Below are 24,428 nucleotides of genomic sequence, written 5' to 3'. Positions count from 1 at the left end.
GACTCTTTGAAGTCACTTGAAAAATGAAGGGGTAATAATTTAAAAAGTACTAACATGAAAAAAAATATAAAAATGCTATTGCTGGTTTCTTTAACCTTTATGGCAGCTTGTAATAATGACGATAATAATAATGCTCCGGCAGAAGTTCCAGTAGTTCCAGGTTCTGCGGTTTTAACTAAATATGTAGCGCTGGGAGATTCTTTTGCGGCAGGTTACAGCGATAATGCGCTTTTTAAGAAAGGTCAGGAGAATTCGTATGTAAATATTTTGGCTCAGCAATTCGTGGCAGCAGGCGGTGGAGCTTTTACGCAGCCATTGATGAATGATAATATCGGAGGGTTGTTGCTGGGAGGCAATGTTGTTGCGGGAACCAGACTTTATTTTAATGGTCAAGCTCCAGTAAATGTTTCGGGAAAACCGACAACAGAAATAACATCGCACTTAACAGGAGCTTTTAATAATATGGGGGTTCCAGGTGCAAAAAGCTATCATTTGGTTGCTCCAGGTTACGGAAATGTGGCTGGTGTTGCTACAGGAGCGGCAAATCCTTATTTTGCAAGATTTTCTAGCTCAGCCACTACTACTGTTTTGGCAGATGCTTTAGCTCAAGCCCCAACATTCTTTTCTCTTTTTATTGGAGGTAATGATGTTTTGAGTTATGCTACTTCTGGTGGTATTGGTAAAGATCAGACTGGAAATATGAATCCAGCAACTTATGGAAGTAATGATATCACAGATCCAACAGTATTTAGAACTATTTATTCTAATTTGGTTACGGCCTTGACAGCTAATGGAGCAAAAGGTGTTGTGGCAAATTTGCCATATATTACAACTTTGCCTTATTTTACAACTGTCCCTTATAATCCTGCTCCTCTTACTGCAGCTTTGGCTACCCAGCTAAATGCGGGTTATGCGGCTTATAATGGTGGCTTGCAGCAGATGGTTGCTAATAAGCTATTGTCGGCAGATGAGGCAGCTCGCAGAATAATAAACTTTAAAGCGGGAAACAATGCAGTTGTTCTTGTAGATAGCTATCTTACTAATCTTTCAGCATACGGTCTTCCATCTTATAGACAAGCTACAAAAGAAGATTTGGTTGTCTTGTCTGCGAGAACATTTATTGGAACAACAGTAGGTGGAGATCCAACAAAGGTTAATGGACTTTCTGTCCCTTTAGCAGACAACTGGGTTTTGACAAAAGACGAGGTTGGTGAAGTAAAAAAAGCAACAGATGCCTATAATTTGGCTATTAAAGCGATTGCTGATGAAAAAGGTCTGGCATTTGTAAATACAGTTAATACTATGACACAATTATCAAGTGGAGGAGTTAGATTTGGAAATTTTGTAATGTCTTCTACTTATGTAACTGGAGGAGCGTTTTCTTTAGATGGAGTTCATCCTAGTGCAAGAGGTTACGGATTGATAGCTAACATATTTATTGATGCAATAAATGAAAAATATGGTTCAACGCTTCGTCATGTAGATTTGGCCCAATATCCTATTCAATATCCGGCGACACTTCCATAAAAATATATATTTTAAAGTTCAAAAAACCGCTCATTTTTGTCAATGATGCGGTTTTTTCTTTTAGTGAAAAAAATGCCGTTTTTGTTGTTTTTTGGTCAAGTTTTATGAATCAAACAAAATCGTGCTATTTTTTATGAAAAAAAAATTGATTTTATATTTTAAAAAATTATCTTTGCGCTCTGAAAAAAGAGGTATTTTCGATAAACCTAAATAGCTATTTAATAAATACATAAGTAATGTCAAAAGTAATAGGAAAAGTTGCTCAAATCATTGGACCAGTAGTAGACGTAGTTTTCAACGGTAAAGATGTTGAACTTCCAAAAATTTATGATTCGTTAGAAATCACTAAAAAAGACGGAACTGTTTTAGTTCTAGAAGTACAATCTCATATTGGTGAAAACACTGTTCGTACCATTTCTATGGACTCAACAGACGGTTTAAGCAGAGGATATGAAGTAGTTGGAACTGGAAGTCCAATCCAAATGCCAATCGGTCCAGATGTATATGGAAGATTATTTAATGTTGTTGGAGATGCCATTGACGGTTTGGGCGAATTGCCAAAAACTGGAGAAAACGGTCTGCCAATTCACAGACCTGCACCAAAATTTGAAGATTTATCAACTTCATCTGAAGTTTTATTTACAGGTATTAAAGTAATCGATTTGATCGAGCCTTACGCAAAAGGAGGTAAAATTGGATTGTTTGGTGGTGCTGGTGTTGGTAAAACAGTATTGATTCAGGAGTTGATCAACAATATCGCAAAAGGTCACGGTGGACTTTCTGTATTCGCAGGAGTAGGTGAAAGAACACGTGAAGGAAATGACTTGCTTCGTGAGATGTTAGAGTCAGGAATTATTAAATACGGTGATGATTTCATGCACTCTATGGAAAATGGAGGATGGGATTTATCTAAAGTAGATATGCCAGGAATGAGAGAGTCTAAAGCTACTTTCGTTTTCGGACAAATGAATGAGCCACCTGGAGCTCGTGCACGTGTGGCACTTTCAGGATTATCTATCGCTGAGTACTTCCGTGATGGAGCTGGATCAGACCAAGGAAAAGATGTATTGTTCTTCGTTGATAACATCTTCCGTTTTACACAAGCAGGTTCTGAGGTATCAGCACTTTTAGGACGTATGCCATCTGCGGTAGGTTACCAACCAACATTGGCAACTGAGATGGGTGCTATGCAAGAGCGTATTACATCTACAAACAAAGGATCTATTACATCTGTACAAGCGGTTTACGTTCCTGCGGATGACTTAACTGACCCGGCACCAGCTACAACTTTCGCGCACTTAGATGCAACAACTGTATTGTCTCGTAAAATTGCTGAGTTAGGTATCTACCCTGCGGTTGACCCACTAGATTCTACTTCAAGAATTTTGACTCCACACATCTTAGGAGATGAGCACTACAACTGTGCGCAAAGAGTAAAAGAAATTCTTCAAAAATACAAACAATTACAAGATATCATCGCGATCCTTGGTATGGAAGAGTTATCTGAAGAAGATAAACTTGCAGTAGCAAGAGCACGTCGTGTACAACGTTTCTTGTCTCAGCCATTCCACGTAGCAGAGCAATTTACAGGTATTCCAGGTGTATTAGTTGATATTAAAGATACTATCAAAGGATTTAACATGATCATCGATGGTGAGTTAGATCACCTTCCAGAAGCAGCCTTCAACTTGAAAGGTTCTATTCAAGATGCAATCGAGGCTGGAGAGAAAATGTTAGCTGAAGCATAATAATTTGGTTGTTAGTTGTTAGTTGTCAGTTGTTAGAAAGCAACCATCAACCATCAACCATCAACTATTAACTAAAAAAGACATGATTTTAGAAATAGTATCACCAGAAGCGAAATTATTTTCGGGAGAGGTAACATCAGTTAGCTTGCCAGGAGTTAATGGAAGCTTTCAGATTTTAAATCATCACGCGCCAATTGTTTCTATTTTAGAAGAAGGAACAATTAAAATTGCAGCTCCAAGCTTCAATTTTTCTAAAGAGGCTGCTGATAAATTTACGAGAGTGAATGACCAAATTTATACTTTAGGAATTAAGTCAGGAACAATCGAAATGAAAAACAATAAGATTATTGTATTAGTCGACTAAGACAATTTCAAAATAAGCAGAAAAGCTAGACAGTATTGTCTGGCTTTTTTTATTTTCTTATTTTTGAAGTATTAAAATCGCTTTATAAAATATTTGATCAATAGTGAAAGCTAAGTAAGCTCTCACGTTTTTGCTTCATCTTGTATGATGGAGCATATTTACTTATGTCAAATTTTATAAAGAATATATATGAGAAATATATCAAAAGTTGCTGTACTTGGCGGCGGCGGAAGAACTGGAAAGTATCTTGTAAGCCAGTTATTAGAAAACGGATTTAGTGTAAAACTTCTTTTAAGAAATCCAGACGATTTTACCATTCAGAATTCAAAAATAGAAATTATCAAAGGCGATGCTATTGATGAAGAAGCAATAAACTTATTGCTCAAAGATTGCCAAGCGGTTTTGAGTACAATTGGTCAGCGACCAGGAGAACCTATGGTCGCAAGTCAAGCGACAAAGAATGTTTTGAATGCTATGAAAAGTTATAGCATCCAAAGATATGTTTTATTAGCAGGTTTAAATATTGATACTCCATTTGATAAAAAAAGCGCTAAAACAATTATGGCGACCGACTGGATGAAAACCAATTTTCCTGAAATTCAAAAAGACCGACAATTGACTTATGATCTTTTAACAGAAAGTAAGGCAGATTGGACGCAAGTTCGCGTTCCTTTAATTGTTTTTTCTGATGAAAGTGCTGAAATCTCGGTAGATCTTGGAGATTGTTTAGGAGATAAAATTACGGCATTGGATATTTCGAAGTTTTTAGTGAAAGAGATGATCGAATCCAATTATAATAAACAATCACCTTTTATAAGTGCCATTTAAATTTAGAAAACAGCGGATTTCGTATAATCCGCTGTTATTTTTTTCTAAACTGAATTGCCTAACTTTGTTTTTATGAAGCTTCCAGAAAATCTTAATCGAAAAATAGAGCGTTACAAGCAGGATAATCTGTTTAGAAAACTTCCTGCGTTTAATAATCTCATCGATTTTTCTTCAAATGATTATATCGGATTTTCGAAATCAGAATCTATCTTCAAGCATACTCATGCCTATTTGGTAGAAAATGAGATTTTTCAAAATGGAGCTACAGGTTCTAGGTTGATTTCGGGAAACCATTCTCTTTATCAAATTGCAGAAAGTTTTATAGCTGAATTTCATGAGGCAGAAACAGCTTTAATTTTCAATTCGGGCTACAATGCCAATTTGGGATTTTTTAGCGCTGTACCGCAAGAAAACGATGTTGTTTTGTATGATGAACTGTGTCATGCTTCTATTAAAGATGGAATTGCAATGTCGCGAGCTCAATCACATCATTATGTTCATAATGATATTGAGGATTTAGAAAAGTATATTCTTAAATATCCACGAGCCACGATTTACATTGTAACCGAAACTGTTTTTTCTACGGATGGAGATAGTCCGAATTTAGAAGAATTGGTACAGCTTTCCGAAAAATACAATTGTTATTTGATTGTTGACGAAGCACATGCTTTGGGTGTTTTTGGAGAAAAAGGAGAGGGAATGGCTCAATACCTGAAACTTCACCATAAAATTTTTGCTCGAATTGTCAGTTTTGGTAAAGGGTTAGGATGCCAAGGTGCGGCAATTTTGGGAAGTGTTGATCTTAGAGAATATCTTGTCAATTTTGCGAGAAGCTTTATTTATACAACTGCTTTATCTCCTCATGCTGTCGCGACAATTTTTATGGCTTATCAGCAGTTGGAAGTCGAAAAGAAATCAATTGAAAAGCTTCGTCAGAATATTGTGTTTTTTAATCAGCAGAAAAATTTGTTGGGATTAAAACCAATGTTTGTTCACAGTAAATCTGCTATACATTCTGCCATTGTTCCAGGAAATAGAAAGATTAAAGAATTATCAGAGCAACTCCAAGATAAAGGATTTGATGTACAGTCTATTCTTTCTCCCATTGTTCCTGATGGCCAAGAGCGTCTTCGTTTCAGTGTTCACAGTTATAATTCGCAAGAAGAGATTAATAAAGTTTTAGAATTGGTTAGGGATTTTGTTTTTTAAAATTCCGAATTGTTGTAAAATAAGAAAACCCATCTTTACGATGGGTTTTTATTATTAATTAAATATGATTTTCTTGGTAACTACGTGGCCATTTTCTAAAATGACTTTCACCAATAAAACTTGACTGCCAGAATGTAAGTTTTCAATCTTTAATTCTTTAGCCTCAATTTTACTTTTGCTATAAAGCAATTGCCCGCCAATTGTATAGATTTGTGTCTCTTTAATGTTTTCAGTTCCACTAGTTACATTTACAACTTTTGATTTTACGGAGACTAAAAGACCATCTTTTGCATTTTCAAAATCATCTGTTCCTAGTGTTTTGTTTGTGTAGCGGAGAACAAAACGATCTGTAAAAGTTCCAATAGTTGTTTTGAAAGTATAATTTGAAGCGCGCAAATCTGTTATAATGCCTGTGCTTTTATCTTCCAGATAAACGGCTTGTTGGTTAAAAAAACCATCAGCGTGATCTATCGAGATTGTTAATTGGGTTTCGGCAGTTGATTTATAACCAAGCGGAATTGTTTCTGTCTTATCAAAAGGTAGAGCTCTTGCTTGAATAGTAAGTTTTTTAGCTTCATTTATAGTGTAAAAATCAATATAAGAATTACCAGCCAATGTCGTTGCATCATAATTATAATCGAAGTTGTTTGTTGCACCTTCTACATATCCTATCAATAATTGCTTAAAAGCATCTTCATTATTACTTAGATTTAGCCATAAGCGATTTATCTCAATTGAAGCTTCTTTTGCTGTTGTTTTAAAAAATTGCGTATTCTGTGCTTTTACACGTTGGCCATTATTAAATGTGATAGAAACAACTTTTGGTTTTATAAAGAAACCTTGTCCTACTCCAATATATCCTGAAGGGGTCTCTCCTCCGGTTGTAGCTCTTGTTGATCCAAATAACGTAAACACTGCATAATCTGGGCTACTGTATGTGTAAGTATTACTGCCAATTTCTTTTTTTGGAGGTGAAACATGTGTCCAGAAATACAGGGGGCCAACATCTCCATTGTCTGTAATGAATTTTCGGCCATCAATGGCAGATGGATAAGGGTTTCCAATAAGATGAAATTTATCTGCTGTAGTCGGAATTACAATATTGCCATTGTTTGGTTTTCCATAAAATTTTCCAGTAAAGTCAGCGGCTATTTGAGTGTCAAAAGACTGTGGTCCTCTAATACTGTATCCTTTTCCAACTTCCATTGTCATTTTTCCGTACAAATCCGTAGCCCATTTGAAATCTGAAGTCCAATAAAAATACTTATCAAATAATGTTTCTGGAGATAAAGTATTCATTTTAAAATCTGGGTTATCTACAGGTGTCGACCAATAAGTCAAATCAAAACGACGTATTTTAGAAGTCCTTTGTATTTCAAAAGCGTTGGTGCTTCCTATAAAATTTGTTTTGCTGGTAGAAGTTTGTAACAATGATCCGCCAGATTGTACAAGCAATTTTCCTCCAGTTCCAACAGTTATATTTTCATCGACTGTCAAAGTGATATCCTTTGGAACTGTTAATGTAATATTCGGATTGATAGTGCACGAACAAACATTAAGATCTGTACTTACTGTAGTGTTAGATTTAATTACTATCGAACTGTTAGCTCCAGGATTTCCTGTTCCATTGTAATCTGTTTCCACTTTAATGAAATTTAAATTCAGTCTAGCGCTTTGTTTGTAATCTTTTAAACGAATTTCAACTTTAGAATCCTTGCCTAAAGCTCTTGGAGTAGTTAATATATTGTTTGCAGGGGCGTTGTCGTTAATGTTTCCTGGTGATGTATAAACTGGTGTTGTCGCGTTCTCATCATCAATGTAAATCTGTACTAAATCATCACAATTTGTAATTTGTATTTGATAGGTTCCGCAAGGGAATCCTTGTCTTTTGTAAACCAAAGTAAAGTAATCTTGAGGCACAGGGGCTCCTTGCCAGCCAGATACAGTAGGATTAAAAGAAGGCGATTCTGCAAGAGCAAATGAGTCTGTAGTATTAATATTCACTGGGGTAACACTATAATATCCAGCGTAGCTGTTTTGTGGAATTGTAAAATTATTACCACTATCAGCGGTAGTAAACCCGTAAACTTTCCACAAATTATCTCCAAATGGGTAAGGTGCAGTATTGCTTCCTGCTATTAAACCCATTGAAAACTGTATTCTTGAATCGGTTGTTTTTTCATAATATTCCAAGTCAAAAGTATAATCAACGCCAGCTGTCAATTGCATATTTACTGCCTGTTGCGAATAATTTACGCCAGACCATTGTTCAATTTTTTTCGTGGTAGTAGAACCAGTAGTTAAATATAAACGATAATAATCATCACCTCCAACGGTAATATTGTAAGTGCCTGTCACATCAACTTTTGTTTTCATTTTATAACGAACAAAGAAATAGTCGGAAGGAGACTCACACAACTGCGGATTTAACCCAGTAACAGTTCCTTGTATAACATCGCGATTAAATAGTTTGTTTTCTTCAACTTGTCCAACATAGGTCATGTTTGAAATTGGAATGGTCGTAGGCGTTGCAGGATTTGGGTCTGCAGGACTGCCAGATGGTGGCAAAGTTGTTGTTTTATACACATATCCGATCCATTTATTATCTCCGTATGTAATTTGGTCACCTGGATTACAAACAGGTGCTGTAGCATTAACAGTTACAGTAGCGGAAGAATAATTAGAATTGGTATTTTTAAGAGTATATGTAAAAGTTGCAGATCCAGTAAAATTTGCTGCAGGCGTAAAAGTGATATTGTTAAGGCCGTTTACAGTTACAGTGCCATTAGTTGGTTGTGTCACTGTTATGGCTTCTAACGGATAGCCACCAATAACATCATTATCTAAAATAGGGATTGTTATGGCCTGATTTGATGGAGTTGAAACAATATCATTCTTTGCTGTTAAAGTAAAAACATCTTCGATTGTTCCTGTGATTACCGGGCCTTCTGGACTTCCATTACCATTTTTAATTTCAAAAGTATTGTTGCTAGCATAAACATAAAATCTAATGTACAGGGTTTCTCCAGGCGATAAAGTGTTTAGGCCCGATGCGATATTATTAGTTAACGGTGTCCATGATGAAGCGGCATTACTTTCTGGTATTAATGTCTGAGCACCACTTGTAAAATCTGGATTCTTAGAATATTTTACAAGAAACTTTTGATTCTTTCCTCTGTAAGTAAAATTAAATTGTTTAAGATTTAATTTGTGTTTAGAATCGGGTGCGATTTTAAATTGAATGTACTTAGTTTCGTCTGCTGTATTTACAATATTAGGGTTGTTAGAAGGAGTAGGCCAGCCGTTAGTTTGAAAGAATGCATTATTTTGGTTTTGAAATATATAATCTAAACTTATGTTAGTGCCCGCCTTTGTAATTGGAGAGTTTGGGTCTACATATTGTTTGGTTACGGGATTAAAAGTGTCATCGGCTCCATCCCAAAGTGATAAAAAGTCCGTTGTGTCTTGATTTACTGTCACTTTTATGGTTCCTATAGATGTTTCTGTTGCGTTTGAGATGGTGTAGTTGAAAACAGAAGTACCAATAAATCCAGCAGCAGGATTAAAAGTTATAGTTTTATCAGGATTAATTATCGCAGTTCCTTCTGCAGCAGATGGTGGTGTAGAAATAACCAAAGTGTTTACGTTGGCTTTGTTTACGTCATTGCTTAGTGGATTTATATTAACTGCTACATCTTTTGTAGTGGTAACGTAATCGTTGATAGCTAATATTTTGGTAGCATCAAAACTTAATACTTCACCATTGATGGTAGGTACAATATTTCCGCTTCCAGTTCTAATTTGGAAGTCGTTATTAGTGTAATAGGCGTAAATTCTAACATAAACTTTTTCAGTAGGTAAAACAGGGTTTATTTCTTCAGAAAAATTCAATGTGTATTGTATCCAATTACTAGTGGCCGCTGTTGCTGTAAGAAGATTAAAAACACCAGACGAGAAATCAGATTGTTTGGAATATTTAATTGTATATTTTTGAGAACCTGGAGATTTACATTCAAAAGTGAATGTGCTTAAATTTACCTTGTTTCCTGTTTTAGGCCCCAGAGAAAATTGTATATATTTTGTCGGATCATATTGTCCGCCTTTGTTTAGAGGTGTTGGCCAGCCGCTACTATAAAAAAAAGTATTTGCAGCATTGTTAGAGATATATTTATTGGTTACAGTTGCTGATAAATCAGAAGCGTTAATTGTTCCTATTGGAACAGGGGCAAAGCTATTACCAGAATTTGCTGCGTCCCATTTTACCAAAACAGTTTGAGCAAATCCAAAAAAAGGCAATAATAAGAATAAAAGTAGAGTTTTTTTCATGTTAAATGTTTTTTATCAATTTGTTATGCTGGCATAGGACTTCCGAACCAAACAAAGGTACTTACATTTACGAGCTGAATGTTGGCGCGGTTTTGCGAACCCCCATATAATCGATGAACTAAAAAAATACTCGATGAAGCACATTAAAAATTTTAATGTTAGATAAATATTCTTATAAAAAAACCAATATTATTGTAAGAATAATATTGGTAAATAAAATTTTTCAAGACTATTTTTTGAAGTTTTAGACTGAAAAACGTCTAGTTTGCTATAAATTCCGAAAAAATGGAATATTTTATAACCAAAAGTTATTTGAATTATCTAGTAATTTTTGATGATTTTTGGGCAAAAATCGAAATGGATTGGAAAAGATAAAAAAACTCTTTTTTAAGGAATAAAAGGAATTTAGTTTTCTTCTAGTTGTTTAACTTTTTCGTAAACAAGATTGCTTTCATAACCTCTACGCAACATATAGTCACAGAACTTTTTACGCTTTTTAAGAAGATTGTTTTCTGAAATACTATTCCAACATCTTTCTGCTAGATTTTCAAAAGTCTCAAAATATTCTTCGGCTGAAATTTCCTTCAAAGCCAAAGTAATATTTGTAGAAGAAATATTTCTTGCTTTAAGTTCGCTGGTAATCCTGATTTTTCCCCAATGCTTAATTCGATGTTTGCCTCTGGCGAAGCTGCATGCAAAACGGGTTTCATTTAGAAAATTTCCTTCAATGAGCTGTACGACTATACTGTCAATCTCATCACGGGTCATTTTCAGGCTGTATAACTTATCAACTACTTCATCATGACAACGTTCTTGATAGGCACAAAAATGCTCTAACTTTTGTAAAGCTTCCTTGAGAGTAAAAGTATTATTTATCAGCTTTTTCATGCGTTTTAACGTTTAGATTAAATAATGGCCCAATAGTTATAAATTAATTCTGAAAATTGTTAATATTTTATAAAAAGAAATAAATTATAACCTTGTGTATTAGGCTAATTTAAATATTTTTGTACGGATTTTTAACATTTTTAAATTTTGGCTAAAACGCCAATATTTAACATTTTGAATTCCAATGTAATACCAAAAAGGCCATTCATTTTTTGAAAGGAATTGCCTTTTTTGCTTTTTAAGCAAACCAAAAACAAATTTAAAACAAATACCTACTCTTATATGATGAGAAAATTACTTTACTCGTTTTTATTTTTTATTTCTAAATCTTTCCCCAGAAGATTAAGCACACCTAGTTTAGGATTGCTTTGTGTTTGGATGTTTTTTGTTTCTACTTATGTATTTTCTCAAAGTGCTTATATAGCACAGCGAGGGACTTCTACAACTGCTCAGACTGCAAATACTTCTTTGACAATAGATAGACCAAATGGTGTTGTAGCTGGAGATGTGATGTTAGTTAATATTGCTCAAATTGGTAGTGGTGCTTTATCCAATCCTATTTCAACAGGTTGGACTTTGATTTCTGGTGCCAATCTAGGTACAACTACTAGATGGGGAGCGGTACTGTACAAAATAGCTACTACAAGTGAACCGACTTCATATACTTTTACATTAAGCTCCAATATTACTGGGGGAGTAGGGTCTATAGTTGCATTTACGGGAGTTGATGTGTCTGGAACAGACCCTTTTGATGTTGCTTCACCAGCTATTCAAACAACTAATAATAGCACTAATGTTAATGCTGCACAAATTTCAACAGTAACAAACAATGCCGCTGTGATTATGTTTGGGCAAGTAGCTAATTCATCTCCTACATGGAATGACAATGCCTGGCAAACAGCTACCTCACCTGGAGCTTTGAATGAATTATACGATGATCGAAAAACAACTGGAGGGAATGTTTCAGTTGGAGCTGCTTGGGCCATCAAAACCAATGCAGGTGCAACAGGAGCAGGCAAAGCAACTATATCTAGCTCTCAAAGAAATGGTGGAATTTTAGTTGCATTAAGACCTTATACTTATAAAAGTCAAATTATTGGTGTTAACACTGGATCTACAACTTGGTGTCCTGGAGAAACAAGAAATGTAAGTGTGACTATAAAAAATATTGGTACAGCTACTTGGTCTGATGGTCCATCGAGAGATTTTAATATTGGAATAAAGTGGAACACTAATGGTACAAGTTGGGCTGATTATAATGTGAGAGTTGATGCTGAAAATTTGGCTCCTGGTGATAGCAAAACATATAATTTTTCAATTACAGCTTCTAATAATACAGGATCGTACGAAACTCCTTTGGCCGCAGGAACAAATAATCTTACATTTGATGTTGTTTATGAAGCCGTTGCGTGGTATGGAAATAATAATAATGGTGTTGGACCAGGGAATTCTGTTTATACAACACCAAATCAGACAATATTAGCGGCACCGTCAAACAAAACGGTTGCAGCGAGTACTTCAACTGTTTGTTCAGGTTCGGCGACAACTATTACAGTTGCGTCTTCAGAGCTTGGTGTTAGTTATCAATTAAGAAATGCAAGTAATGTCAATATAGGAACTCCGGTTGCTGGTACTGGTGGAACGATCAGTTTGCCAACAGGGAATCTTACTGCTAATACTACATTTAATGTCTTGGCTACTTCTTGTACGAATTCAACGCAAATGAGTGCTACACCAACCGTCACAATTAGTACGTTGGCTTCAGGTGGTTCTGTAGGAACTTATACATTTTGTATCGACAACACTAACTCACAAACTACAGCATCAACAAATGCAGGCCAGTATGCTCTGATTAATGTTATAAAAGGTTTTACTTATAATTTTAGTGTTAGTAATGTTTTTAGTGGATTAAATGAGTATTTAACCATATTAGATGCTTCTAATGACGCTGTTATTACTAGTAATAATGGAGCTAATGGTACCAGTTTAAATGGTTGGGTGTCTACACTTTCTGGCCAAATTAAATTGGTTTTATCGGCGGGAGCCAATTGTGCAAATAATGGCACTGCCGGCGGTACAATGTCTATAAACTTAGTTGGACTTAATAATACGCAAGAAACTCAAAATGAATTTGGCACAAATACATGGGTAGGTCATATTTATAATGCTGGAGGTTCTACTCCAGAACCGTTCACTAATGCTAATTATGCAGGATATTATAATGTAAGTTCGGAAACAATTAATGAAGGTTTTGGAGGAGATGCAGCTTGCTTTCCAGTTTATTCAAATGGTATTCAAAGTGCAAATATTTATACAGAAGGTTTTGCAGTAAGATATAAAATGAATAGCACAAAATCTGGATGTTATATTGTTACAATAACTGGAGATGACGGTGTTAGATTGTCTTTAAATGGAACACAAATTTTTGATAGATGGGTTCAGCAAAGTTCTACAACTTATAGTAATGTTTTAGTTCGTTTAACAGGAAATGATAATTTTGTTTTAGATTATTACGAAAATGCAGGATCAAATGTTGTTGGGTTTTCTATGGTGCCATTTGATTCAAATGCAAACACAATAACCGCGCCAGCTACGATTAATTTTTGTTCTGGCGGTGATCCCGCAGTAATTGGAGGTTCTTTACAGTATAGTTCTAGCGATGCCAATTTACAAAATACTCAATTAAATTTTCAATGGCAGATTTCTACAGATGGCAGTCCTTTTACAGATATAGCTGGGGCAACAGGACGAACTTATGATCCTCCTGCGACAACTACATCAGTAAACGTTGTAAAACGCTATAAAAGAGTTGTAACATTTTCTAGTACAATGCCAGACGTTAATGGTGTTAAAGCTGGCTGTACGTATGCAGATAGTAACATAGTTACTATAACTACAAGTCCTGGTCTTCCAGTTTTGCAATCGGCAGCTACTAATGGAATTACTACACAGTGTCCAAGTCTTACAGGACAGGTTTATTCTGTAGCCGCAACAAATGCTTTATCATATTCGTGGACAGTTCCAACAGGATGGACTATAACAGCTGGACAAGGTACCAATAGTATTACAGTGACTACAGGAACTGCAGGACAAAATGGAAATATTGGCGTAACGGCTACAAATGCATGTGGTACTACTGCAGTTAAAAATTTAGCAGTAACTGTTGTAGCATCACCAAATATAAGTAGTAATCCTTCTACAGCTACTCAAATCGTTTGTATAAATGGGACAGCTACAGCTTTATCTGTAACTGCAACGGCGGGAAGCGGAACTATATCAAGCTATGCTTGGTATAGTAACACAACTAATTCAAATACAGGTGGTACATTAGTAGGAACGAATGCTACTTACACACCATCTACCACATCAGTTGGGACGTTATATTATTACGTTGTTGTAACAAATTCTAATGGTTGTTCTTCAACTAGCGCAGTTTCTGGAGCTATAACGGTGAATCCGAATCCTATAGCCAATGCAGGAGGAGCTTTAGCTGCAATCTGCCAGGGAGCGACATCAGCTCAGATGGGCGGGTCAGTTGGGGGCGGAGCTACCGGCGGAACATGGACAGGAGGAGCAGGAACATGGGCTAATGCAACGAATCCAGCAACGGCAACATACACGGCTGGAGTATCAGAATCAGGAAACATCACTTTGACATTAACCACTTCAGGAGGTTCGTGTGGAACTGCAACGGCTAGTAAAACTATTACAGTAAACCCAAAACCAACAGCCAATGCAGGAGGAGCTTTAGCTGCAATCTGTCAAGGAGCGATATCAGCACAGATGGGTGGATCAGTTGGGGGCGGAGCTACCGGCGGAACATGGACAGGAGGAGCTGGAACATGGGCTAATGCAACGAATCCAGCAACGGCAACATACACGGCTGGAGCATCAGAATCAGGAAACATCACTTTGACATTGACAAGTTCAGGCGGTTCATGTGGTACTGCATCAGTTACTAAAACTATTACAGTAAATCAAAATCCTACAGCCAATGCAGGAGGAGCTTTAGCTGCAATCTGTCAAGGAGCGATATCAGCACAGATGGGTGGATCAGTCGGAGGCGGAGCTACCGGCGGAACATGGTCTGGAGGAGCAGGGACATGGACTAATGCAACAAATCCAGCAACGGCAACATATACTGCTGGAACGTCAGAATCAGGAAATATCACTTTGACATTGACAAGTTCAGGAGGTTCATGCGGAACTACATTTGTTACTAAAACTATCACAGTAAATCAAAATCCGACTGTAAATGCAGGAGGAGCTTTAGCGGCAATCTGCCAAGGAACTGCATCAGCACAGATGGGCGGATCAGTTGGGGGCGGAGCTACCGGCGGAACATGGTCTGGAGGATCAGGAACATGGGCCAATGCAACGAGTCCAGCAACGGCAACATATACGGCTGGAGCATCAGAATCAGGAAACATCACTTTAACATTGACCACTTCAGGCGGTTCATGCGGCACTGCATCAGTTACTAAAACCATTACAGTAAACCAAAAGCCTACCGCTCCATCAATTACAAAAAACAACGATGCGGCGTGTAATACTTTAGGAAGCATAACCCTTACAGGTTTATCAGGAAACTGGACCGTTAATCAAACAGGTGCAGGTATTGGTACCTATTCTGGCACAACTTCTACTTTGCCTATTCAAAATTTGATAGCAGGAAGATATTACTTTACAGTTACAGATAATGGTTCAGGTTGCACTTCAAATACTGTGTTTATTGATATAAATGACATTAGTTCTTCAACTACATGGAATGGTTCAGCGTGGTCAAATGGTAATCCAGATGGCAGTAAAAGCGTTATCGTTTCAGCAGTTACACCAAATCAGCCTTTTACAACTGCTACACCAAACATATCGGCATGCTCGTTAACGATTACAGCTCCTTCAGATGTAAGTATTCCGTCTGGGGTAACTTTAACAATTTCAAATAAAGTAACAAGTAACGGTAAATTGGTATTTGAGAGTGGCTCAAGTTTAATACAAACAACCAATGTGCAAAATACTGGCGACATTGTTTATAAAAGAGCAACTTCAATACGTCGTTTCGATTTAACTTATTGGTCAAGTCCAGTTACAAAAGTAGGAGGTTTCACAATGCATGATTTTTCGCCAACTACTCTCGGAGATAAGTATTTTTATTTTAGTCCAAATTCAGGCTGGGTAACTAATATGAACGGAACAATGGCAATGCAAGTAGGAAACGGTTACAGCATTAGAGGCCCACAGGAATTTGATACCGTAACTCCAAGTACATTTATAGGAGCATTTATTGGAGTGCCAAACAATGGTGATATAACCGTAACATCAGTAGTTTCAGATAAATTCTTTTTATTTGGAAATCCTTATCCTTCAGCGATCGATGTAGCCGCATTGTGGGATGCTAATCCTAATGTATTAGGGGCACTTTATTTCTGGACGCATGTTGCGCTTCCGCAGAAAGCTCCTGGAGACAATACCTATCGCTATAGCAGTAATGATTATATAGTTTACACTGCTACAGGAAGTATCGATGTGAGTGGAACTAATCCTAGAACATTTGGTGGCTATATTGCTGCAGGTCAGGGATTTTTTGCTAGACCTAAAACAACTCAAATACATTTTAATAATGGGATGCGTAAAGGCGCCTCAGTCAATAGCGATTTCTATAAAACAGCAAAAAGCAATAGCATTGAGAGAAATCGAATTTGGTTGAATATGATAAATGCTGAAGGTGCTTTTAAGCAAATACTGGTTGGTTATGTTGAAGGAGCTACTAATAATGTAGATTTTAATTATGATGCTCCCACAATGGGAGGTAACTCATTCGTTGATTTTTATAGTATAAATGAAACAAAAAAATTAACCATTCAAGGACGTGCTTTGCCATTTGATAATACTGATGTGGTTCCGTTAGGATATAAAACTACTGTACAAGGTGATTTTACTATCGGAATAGATCATGGTGATGGATTCTTTGATAAGCAAGAAGTTTATTTGGAAGATAAAACTACAGGAAAAACAACTAATTTACGTAATGAAAACTATACATTTAATACATTAGTTGGAACTTTTACAGATCGTTTTGTTCTTCGTTATACAAGTAAAACATTGGGAACCGGTGATTTTGAAAATCTAGAAAGCAGCGTTTTAGTTTCGGTAAAAAATAAAGTAATAAATATTGTTTCTTTTAAAGAAACGATCAAAGAAGTTAATGTTTTCAATATTGGAGCTCAGCTATTATATAGCAAAGCTAAAGTGAATTCTCAAGAGTTGCAGATTAGTAATTTGCATTCTAGTGATCAGGTCTTGTTAATTAAAATAACTTTAGAAAACGGTTCAATCATTACCAAAAAAGTGATTTTTTCTAATTTAGAATAAAAAATTAACTCCTCAGGAAAAGCCCATTCTTCATAAAAGAGTGGGCTTTTTTTTGCTATAAAATATCCCTAAATCTAGGTATTGAATTTTTAATTAATACTTTTTAATTTTAGTTTAATTCTTACAATTTTAACTTTAATTATACAATTTTGATTAAAAATATATTTTATTCGTTAATCATAGTATTGCTATCGTTTCAGACAATTTTTTCACAACAAGGTAAAGTCGATAGCTTATTTAACGTTCTTGATGATGGACAAATTGGAGATGGGTTTGATAATACAGTTCGAACCTTGCTTCTTGAGAAGAATGGAACTCTAATTGTTGGAGGTGACTATCAGAGTTTGAATGGTACGCCGGCTTCGTATCTTACCCGTTTAAATACAGATGGATCTATAGATGAAAGTTTCAATACTGGGACTGGTTTTAATGGTAAAATCTATGCTTCTTGTTTACAATCTGACGGAAAAATTATTGTTGGAGGGAATTTTACAAGTTATAACGGAATTAGCGCTGGAAGAATAATTCGCCTAAACGAGGATGGTTCTTATGATTCCAGTTTTAATACGATGGTAGCAGCAACTACAGGAATTGTTTATGATATTGCCTTACAGCCCGATGGGAAAATAATTATTGTTGGGAGTTTTACAAAATATAATGCTATTACGGTAAATAGAGTAGCACGCTTATTGTCAAACGGAACACTTGATTCTACATTTCTCACTGGCTCCGGATCCACATTAAATATTACGCATGTAAAGGTTTTATCAGACGAGAAAATACTCCTCACCGGCAATTTTACAACATTTAATGGAATTGCAGCTAACCGTATAATTCGCTTAAATTCTAATGGGACTTTTGATTCTGGTTTCAATACTGGTACAGGCTTTAATGATGATGTTAATGCTATTGCTTTGCAGTCTGATGGTAAAATGGTTTTAGGAGGCAATTTTACCCTTTTTAGTAATAGTATTGCCAATAGAATTATTCGTTTGAATGAAGATGGAACTATAGACGAAAGTTTTGTAAGTGGCTCTGGTTTTAGTAAAGAAGGTGTTCAAACGATAAGAATCAATGCTAACGGTGAAATAATGGTGGGAGGTTCCTTTACAGGATTTTATAATACAACTGAAGTTACAAGAGTAATTTCTCTTCAACCTGATGGAGCTGTAAAACCTAATTTTGATATTGGTTCTGGACCCGCATCGGCATCTGTGTTTGCCTTAGAATTTGATGAGGAGGACAATTGGTTTATTGGAGGTTCTTTTTCTGTTTTTAATGGGCAAAATCAAGGTAGATTGGCAAAAATTAATAGAGAGGGTGAGCATGATATTTCTTACTTGGCTTCCGGAATTGGTTTTGATAATTCTGTTCTAAGCATTCTGCCTCTTCCAAATAAAAAAACAATTGTTGGTGGTAATTTTAAAAAATTTAATGGAAAGGTCGCTCCCAAAATAGCTTGCTTATTAGAAAATGGAATGAGCGATCCTGTTTTTAAAGCTACCAATTCAGGAAGTAATAATGTAGTAAAAGCTAGCATATTGCAGAATGATGGAAACATTATTTTAGGAGGTAATTTTACAAAATACAATGATCTTACTTATAATCGTTTGGTTAGAATATTTCCAGATGGGAAAATTGACCATTCCTTTAATACAGGTGATGGATTTAATGCGCAAGTTTATAGTTTGGCAATCCAATCAGATCAAAAGATAATTGTGGCTGGATCATTTACAAAATATAATGGGTCAACTATTAATGCAAATAGAATGGTTAGGTTACTGCCAGACGGAACAAAAGATCCTAGTTTTAATATTGGCTCAGGGGCCGATGGAACTATAGAAAGTGTAGTCTTGCAATCGGACGGAAAGATTCTGGTAGGCGGTCATTTTAAAACTTTTAACGGAATGCCTTTTGCAGGTTTGCTAAGATTAAATTCAGATGGAAGTATTGATGGAAATTTTAGAATAGGAAATGGCTTTGATAAATATGTTTATGCAATAGCTCTTCAATCTGATAATAAGATTATTGTAGGTGGTTCTTTTCTAACCTTTGATGGCATTTCACAAAAACGGATTACTAGATTAAATAGTGATGGGAGTCTAGATAAAGCATTCGCTTCAGGTTTAGGTTTTAGTAAAGGAGATGTTCGCGTTATTTTAGTACAGCCAGATGATAGAATTTTGGTAGGAGGAACTTTTTCGGGAACTTATAATACTATTTCTTCTTCGAGATTGATTCGTTTATTGGCTTCAGGATCTTTGGATAATTCTTTTGTAGCGCCATTAAATAACACGCTATTAGCAATGAACTTTACTGCTGATTACAAATTGATAATTGGCGGAAATTTTAATTCCGTTTCAGGTATTTCAAAACATAGAATAGCTCGTTTAAAACTTTGTGTTAATACTACAATTTGGGACGGAGTGTCTTGGTCAAGTGGTTTTCCTTCAGAAGGAAAAGATGTTTATTTTAAAGAAAGCTTTCCCAGTTTAACAACAGCTAATATTTGTGGATGTAATATTGAACAAGGTAAAACGGTAACATTACTTGAAAAAAATACGTTAGGCATCGAGTTTGCCTATACGGGGGAAGGAATACTTGTTTTAGAAGATGCTGCTAGTTTATACCAAGCTGATAATGATATGGTAAATACTGGAATTGTTCATTTAAAAAGGAAAACAAAACCAGTAATTCGATTTGATCTTACTTATTGGTCATCGCCAGTAGCTGATGTGAAATTATTTGATTTCTCTCCTGAGACACTTTTCGATAAATATTTTTGGCACGATCCAATTTTAGGATGGAAAACCGATCTAAATGGGACTATGACGATGATGCCAGGGCATGGATATAGTATAAGAGCTCCGCAAAGTTTTTCTACTACTGATAGAGCAGTATTTGAAGGCGTTTTTAAAGGAATTCCAAATAATGGTAAAATAGAAGTGGAGTTGATTGCTACAGATCGGTTTTATTTAGTAGGTAATCCATATCCATGTGCAATAAGTGCAGATGATTTCTTGAGAAACAATGCTCCAAAAACAAAAGGAGCGCTATATTTTTGGACCCATAATACACCGCCTAGAATAATTATACCTGGAACCAATACCTATCGTTATACCAATGATGATTTTGCAGTTTACAATTTATTGGGTGGTGTTGGCACGAGTTCGGCTTTAAGTTCTGGAATAAACAATAATGTGCCAGATGGTATAATAGCATCGGGACAAGCCTTTTTCGTAAAAAGCAATCAGACTGGTTATTTAGAGTTTAATAATAGTATGAAAGTTCGAGACCGAAACACCTCTTTTTTCCGGTTAGCTTCTAATGAACCATTTAAAACTGCTAAAGAGAAGCATAGATTTTGGCTGAACATTAAAAATAATGAAAATGAATTGAAACAGATTTTACTTGGTTATGCAACTGATGCCTCAAATTCTTTGGATTTAAATTATGATGCAGAATATATAAGTTCAGGCTCAACTATCGATTTTTATAGTATAATAGAAAATAAAAAACTGGTAATTCAAGGTCGTGAATTGCCTTTTTTAGAAAGTGATTCAATTTCTTTAGGTTACAAAACTAATATTGGGGGTAATTTAAAACTTGAAATAGATCGTCAAGATATTTTTTTTAATGGCAAACCCATTTTTTTAGTTGATAAAGAGTTAAAACTAATTCATAATCTTTCTGATAGAGCATATGAATTCGATTCCGAAGCGGGGACTTTTGATAATCGATTTTCAATAGTTTACAGTCATAGCGCATTAGGAAATAAGACCTTTGATCACAATTCTGAAGATCTCATTGTATTTGTTAAATCAAGGAACATAAATATTGTATCCAATAATGAGAGTATTAAAAAGGTAGTAATATTTGATGTTTCAGGAAATCAAGTATACAAAAAGAATAATCTTGAAACTAAAAATATAAGTATCCAAAATTTGTTTTCTTCTCACCAAGTTTTAATAGTTAAAGTCACTTTTGAAAATGGCAAATCAACTTCAAAAAAAATCATTTTTTAAAAACAATTAAAATTCTGTTTGTAATTCTTTATAAAAGACAAATGTCGATGTAATTTGCTTATTATCGGTTCTCATGTATTGGTTTTTCTATGTTTTAACAGTTTTTTCTTATTTTTTGTGTTTTTCCCACAAATGGTGTTAAAATTAAGTGGCTTGAACTATATTGTTGATTTTAAAGTAAATAAAATCGTATCTTGTAGTTGAGTTTAATCGATTAAATACAAATTAAATCGATTAACTGTTTTTCTATAAGCCCTTCTATAAAAATTTTTTCTTCAAAATCACAGTTTTAACACTGTTGTCTATCTGCCTTAAGTTGATTGTAAAATTGGAGTACTTCTTTAATTCGATATCAAAACTTAGTCTTGTTTATACGACTTATAAAGCATTTGCCTTCTAGATTTTGCAATTAATCTTGTTTTGAGTTTGAATTTATTTTTCAATTACTAAAATGCCACAAGATGAAAAAAGAATTACTTACTACGCTGAGTTTCTTCAGCCTTTTATCTTTCGTAACTTTTATTTGGAAACCATTAAATTTCAATAGGGAATTTAGATTTTTGGTTATTTTATTTTTCTCAATTTTTTATACAACTTCCAATGCGCAAATTTCGCATCCAATTACAACTAGCGGATCTTTTCCTCTTCCTGCTGGGATGGATGTTGTTACTGTAGAAGCATGGGGCGCGGGAGGCGCGGGAGGCGCAGCGAACTTGACACCGTTAACGGGAAGAAGTGGCGGCGGTGGCGGTGGCGGAGCTTACGCGAAAGGAACAATTACAACAACAGGATTGTCGAGTTTGAATGTTGTAGTTGGAGCAACTGCTTCAGGAGGAACTGATAATGGGATTTCAGGAGGAGATTCATACATAACAGGATTTACAAGTGTTTTCAATGCGCCTGGAGGTAAGGGAGGAAATGCTAATATTGCAACGAACTCTACTCCAACTGGTGGAGCTGGCGGTACTGGCGCTATTGGAAACCTAGCCACTGCTAATGGTGCAAATGGAGGAACAGGCGGAAGTGCCGCATTAGGTTTGCTTCTTACTTCTGGTGCTGGAGGAAATGCAGGTAACTTTGGCGCTGGCTTAGGAGGTGCTGGAGGAGCTGCAAGAAGTACCGTGGTATTGACAACAAATCCAGGAAACCCAGGGGACATATATGGAGGTGGAGGCGGTGGTGCTATAAGTGCTTCTACATTGCAAAATGGTGGAAGTGGTGCAAGGGGGCAAGTTAACATTACCTACACTTGTAAAACTTATAGCATAACATCATTATCAGCTACGAATGTTTGCACAGCTATTGGAAATGACTCTGATGTACAATTGACAAGTACACCTGCCAATTTACCAGTCGGAACGTATACAGTAACTTATCATAGAAGCAGCCCTGTAGGTAATAATTTGACAGCAACAATGATTGTTACGACGGCAGGATCGGGAACTTTTACAGCTACTGGATTTACTAACACAGGAAATAGTAATATTGTAGTTGATTCTTTAACATCAGTAGATTGTACTTCTTCAATAGGTATGTCAACTCAAATCGTAGTAAGAGCTCAGCCAACAATTACTTTGGGAGCTAGCGCGACTGCTGTATGTGCAAGTGCTAGCATACAAACAACTAATTTGACTTATAGCGCAACAACAAACTCACCAACAACCTACAGTATTACATGGAATGCTTCACCTGCAAATAGTTTCTTGCCGGTTGTAAATGCTGTTTTATCGACAAGTCCAATAAGTATTACTGTCCCGGCAGGAACGGCTGCAGGAACTTATACGGGATTACTTACTGTTAGCAATGGTGGATGTGTATCTGCAACGAACAGCTTTACAGTAACGGTAAATCCACTTCCAACAATAACACTAGGCTCTGCAGTTTCAGTCTGTACAAGTTCAAGTGCGCAAAGCACAACACTGCCTTACACCGCAGTTTCAAACTCGCCAACGACTTACAGCATCACTTGGAATGCCAGTCCTACAAATAGTTTTCTGCCAGTTACAAATGCGGCTTTGCCTGCCAGTCCGATTACTATAGCCATACCTGCCAATACCGCAGCAGGAACATACACGGGCACTTTGACGGTAAGGAATGCAAACGGATGCATATCTGTGGCTAATAATTTTACCGTTACAGTAAGCGGTCCCCCAACTATTACACTTGGTACGGCAACGTCAGTCTGTTTCAATGTTTCGGCTCAAACGGCCAATCTAAATTATACTGCAACAACAAATTCGCCAACGACCTACAGCATTACTTGGAATGCCAGTCCGTCAAATAGTTTTCAGGCAATTACAAATGGCGTATTAACCTCCAGTCCAATCAGTATTGCCGTTCCTGCTGGAACCGCTGTGGGGACATATACAGGATCTCTAACCGTAAAGAATGCGACTGGATGTACATCTGGAGCAAATAACTTTACGGTAACAGTAAATCCATTGCCGACAATAACACTGGGCTCTACCGCCGCAGTCTGCACAAGTTCAAACGCACAAAACACAACGCTGCCTTATAGTGCAACCACTAATTCGCCAACGACCTACAGCATCACTTGGAATGCCAGTCCAGCGAATACTTTTGTGCCAATCACAAATGCGGCGCTGCCTGCAAGTCCGATTACTATAGCCATACCAGCCAATACCGCAGCAGGAACATACACGGGAAATCTGACCGTAAGAAATGCAAACGGCTGCGTATCTGCGACAAATAATTTTACGGTAACGGTAAATCCGCTGCCGACAATAGCATTGGGTTCCACTGCCGCAGTCTGTACAAGTTCAAGCGCGCAAAGCACAACGCTGCCTTATAGTACAACCACTAATTCGCCAACGACCTACAGCATCATTTGGAATGCCAGTCCGGCGAATAGTTTTCTGGCAGTCACAAATGCGGCTTTGCCTTCAAGTCCTATTACTATAGCCATACCGGCCAATACCGCAGCAGGAACATACACGGGAACCCTGACGGTAAGCAATGCAAACGGATGCGTATCTGCGACGAATAATTTTACGGTAACGGTAAATCCGCTGCCAACAATAGCATTGGGCTCTACCGCTGCAGTCTGCACAAGTTCAAGCGCGCAAAGCACAACGCTTCCTTATAGTGCAACCACTAATTCGCCAACGACCTACAGCATCA

10 protein-coding genes are annotated in these 24,428 nt (G+C 36.4%); 8 read left to right on the top strand and 2 right to left on the bottom strand.

Annotated elements, in window-relative coordinates:
- Positions 1-54 precede the first annotated feature (54 nt).
- The 5 genes from J7574_RS01450 (at position 55) to J7574_RS01430 (ending at position 5,676) form a co-directional block, all read left to right on the top strand.
- Positions 55-1,527, top strand: a complete 1,473-nt coding sequence (locus J7574_RS01450) for an SGNH/GDSL hydrolase family protein (RefSeq protein WP_290963169.1) — start codon at positions 55-57, stop codon at positions 1,525-1,527.
- 236 nt (positions 1,528-1,763) lie between these two features.
- Positions 1,764-3,275 carry a F0F1 ATP synthase subunit beta gene (gene atpD / locus J7574_RS01445; RefSeq protein WP_290963167.1) on the top strand — a complete coding sequence of 504 codons (1,512 nt, stop codon included), beginning with the start codon at positions 1,764-1,766 and terminating at the stop codon, positions 3,273-3,275.
- An 82-nt stretch (positions 3,276-3,357) separates the two neighbouring features.
- On the top strand, positions 3,358-3,639 hold the full coding sequence (locus J7574_RS01440) for a F0F1 ATP synthase subunit epsilon (protein WP_290963166.1): 282 nt from the start codon (positions 3,358-3,360) through the stop codon (positions 3,637-3,639).
- Between the two features lie 189 nt (positions 3,640-3,828).
- The gene (locus J7574_RS01435; protein ID WP_290963165.1) at positions 3,829-4,467 is read left to right on the top strand and encodes an NAD(P)-dependent oxidoreductase; all 639 of its coding nucleotides are present in this window, start codon (positions 3,829-3,831) and stop codon (positions 4,465-4,467) included.
- Between the two features lie 72 nt (positions 4,468-4,539).
- Positions 4,540-5,676 carry a pyridoxal phosphate-dependent aminotransferase family protein gene (locus J7574_RS01430; protein WP_290963164.1) on the top strand — a complete coding sequence of 379 codons (1,137 nt, stop codon included), beginning with the start codon at positions 4,540-4,542 and terminating at the stop codon, positions 5,674-5,676.
- Positions 5,677-5,730: 54 nt separating this feature from the next.
- Here J7574_RS01430 and J7574_RS01425 read toward each other — a convergent pair whose 3' ends face one another.
- Entirely contained in the window at positions 5,731-10,002 is a 4,272-nt protein-coding gene (locus J7574_RS01425) for an Ig-like domain-containing protein (RefSeq protein ID WP_290963163.1), read from the bottom strand.
- A gap of 405 nt (positions 10,003-10,407) precedes the next feature.
- Positions 10,408-10,890 carry a regulatory protein RecX gene (locus tag J7574_RS01420; RefSeq protein WP_290963162.1) on the bottom strand — a complete coding sequence of 161 codons (483 nt, stop codon included), beginning with the start codon at positions 10,888-10,890 and terminating at the stop codon, positions 10,408-10,410.
- A 282-nt stretch (positions 10,891-11,172) separates the two neighbouring features.
- Between J7574_RS01420 and J7574_RS01415 the strand changes: the two genes are divergently transcribed.
- The 3 genes from J7574_RS01415 to J7574_RS01405 all read left to right on the top strand — a co-directional run.
- Entirely contained in the window at positions 11,173-17,262 is a 6,090-nt protein-coding gene (locus J7574_RS01415; protein ID WP_290963161.1) for a T9SS sorting signal type C domain-containing protein, read from the top strand.
- Between the two features lie 149 nt (positions 17,263-17,411).
- Positions 17,412-21,287: a T9SS sorting signal type C domain-containing protein gene (locus J7574_RS01410; protein WP_290963160.1), complete on the top strand. Its 3,876-nt coding sequence runs from the start codon at positions 17,412-17,414 to the stop codon at positions 21,285-21,287.
- 461 nt (positions 21,288-21,748) lie between these two features.
- A partial coding sequence (locus J7574_RS01405) for a beta strand repeat-containing protein (protein WP_367272528.1) occupies positions 21,749-24,428 on the top strand: 2,680 nt, incomplete at its 3' end.

This window comes from Flavobacterium sp. (assembly GCF_017744675.1).
Lineage (GTDB): Bacteria > Bacteroidota > Bacteroidia > Flavobacteriales > Flavobacteriaceae > Flavobacterium.
The sequence above is the reverse complement of the archived record's forward strand: the minus strand, read 5'-3'. Positions and strand labels throughout refer to the sequence as shown.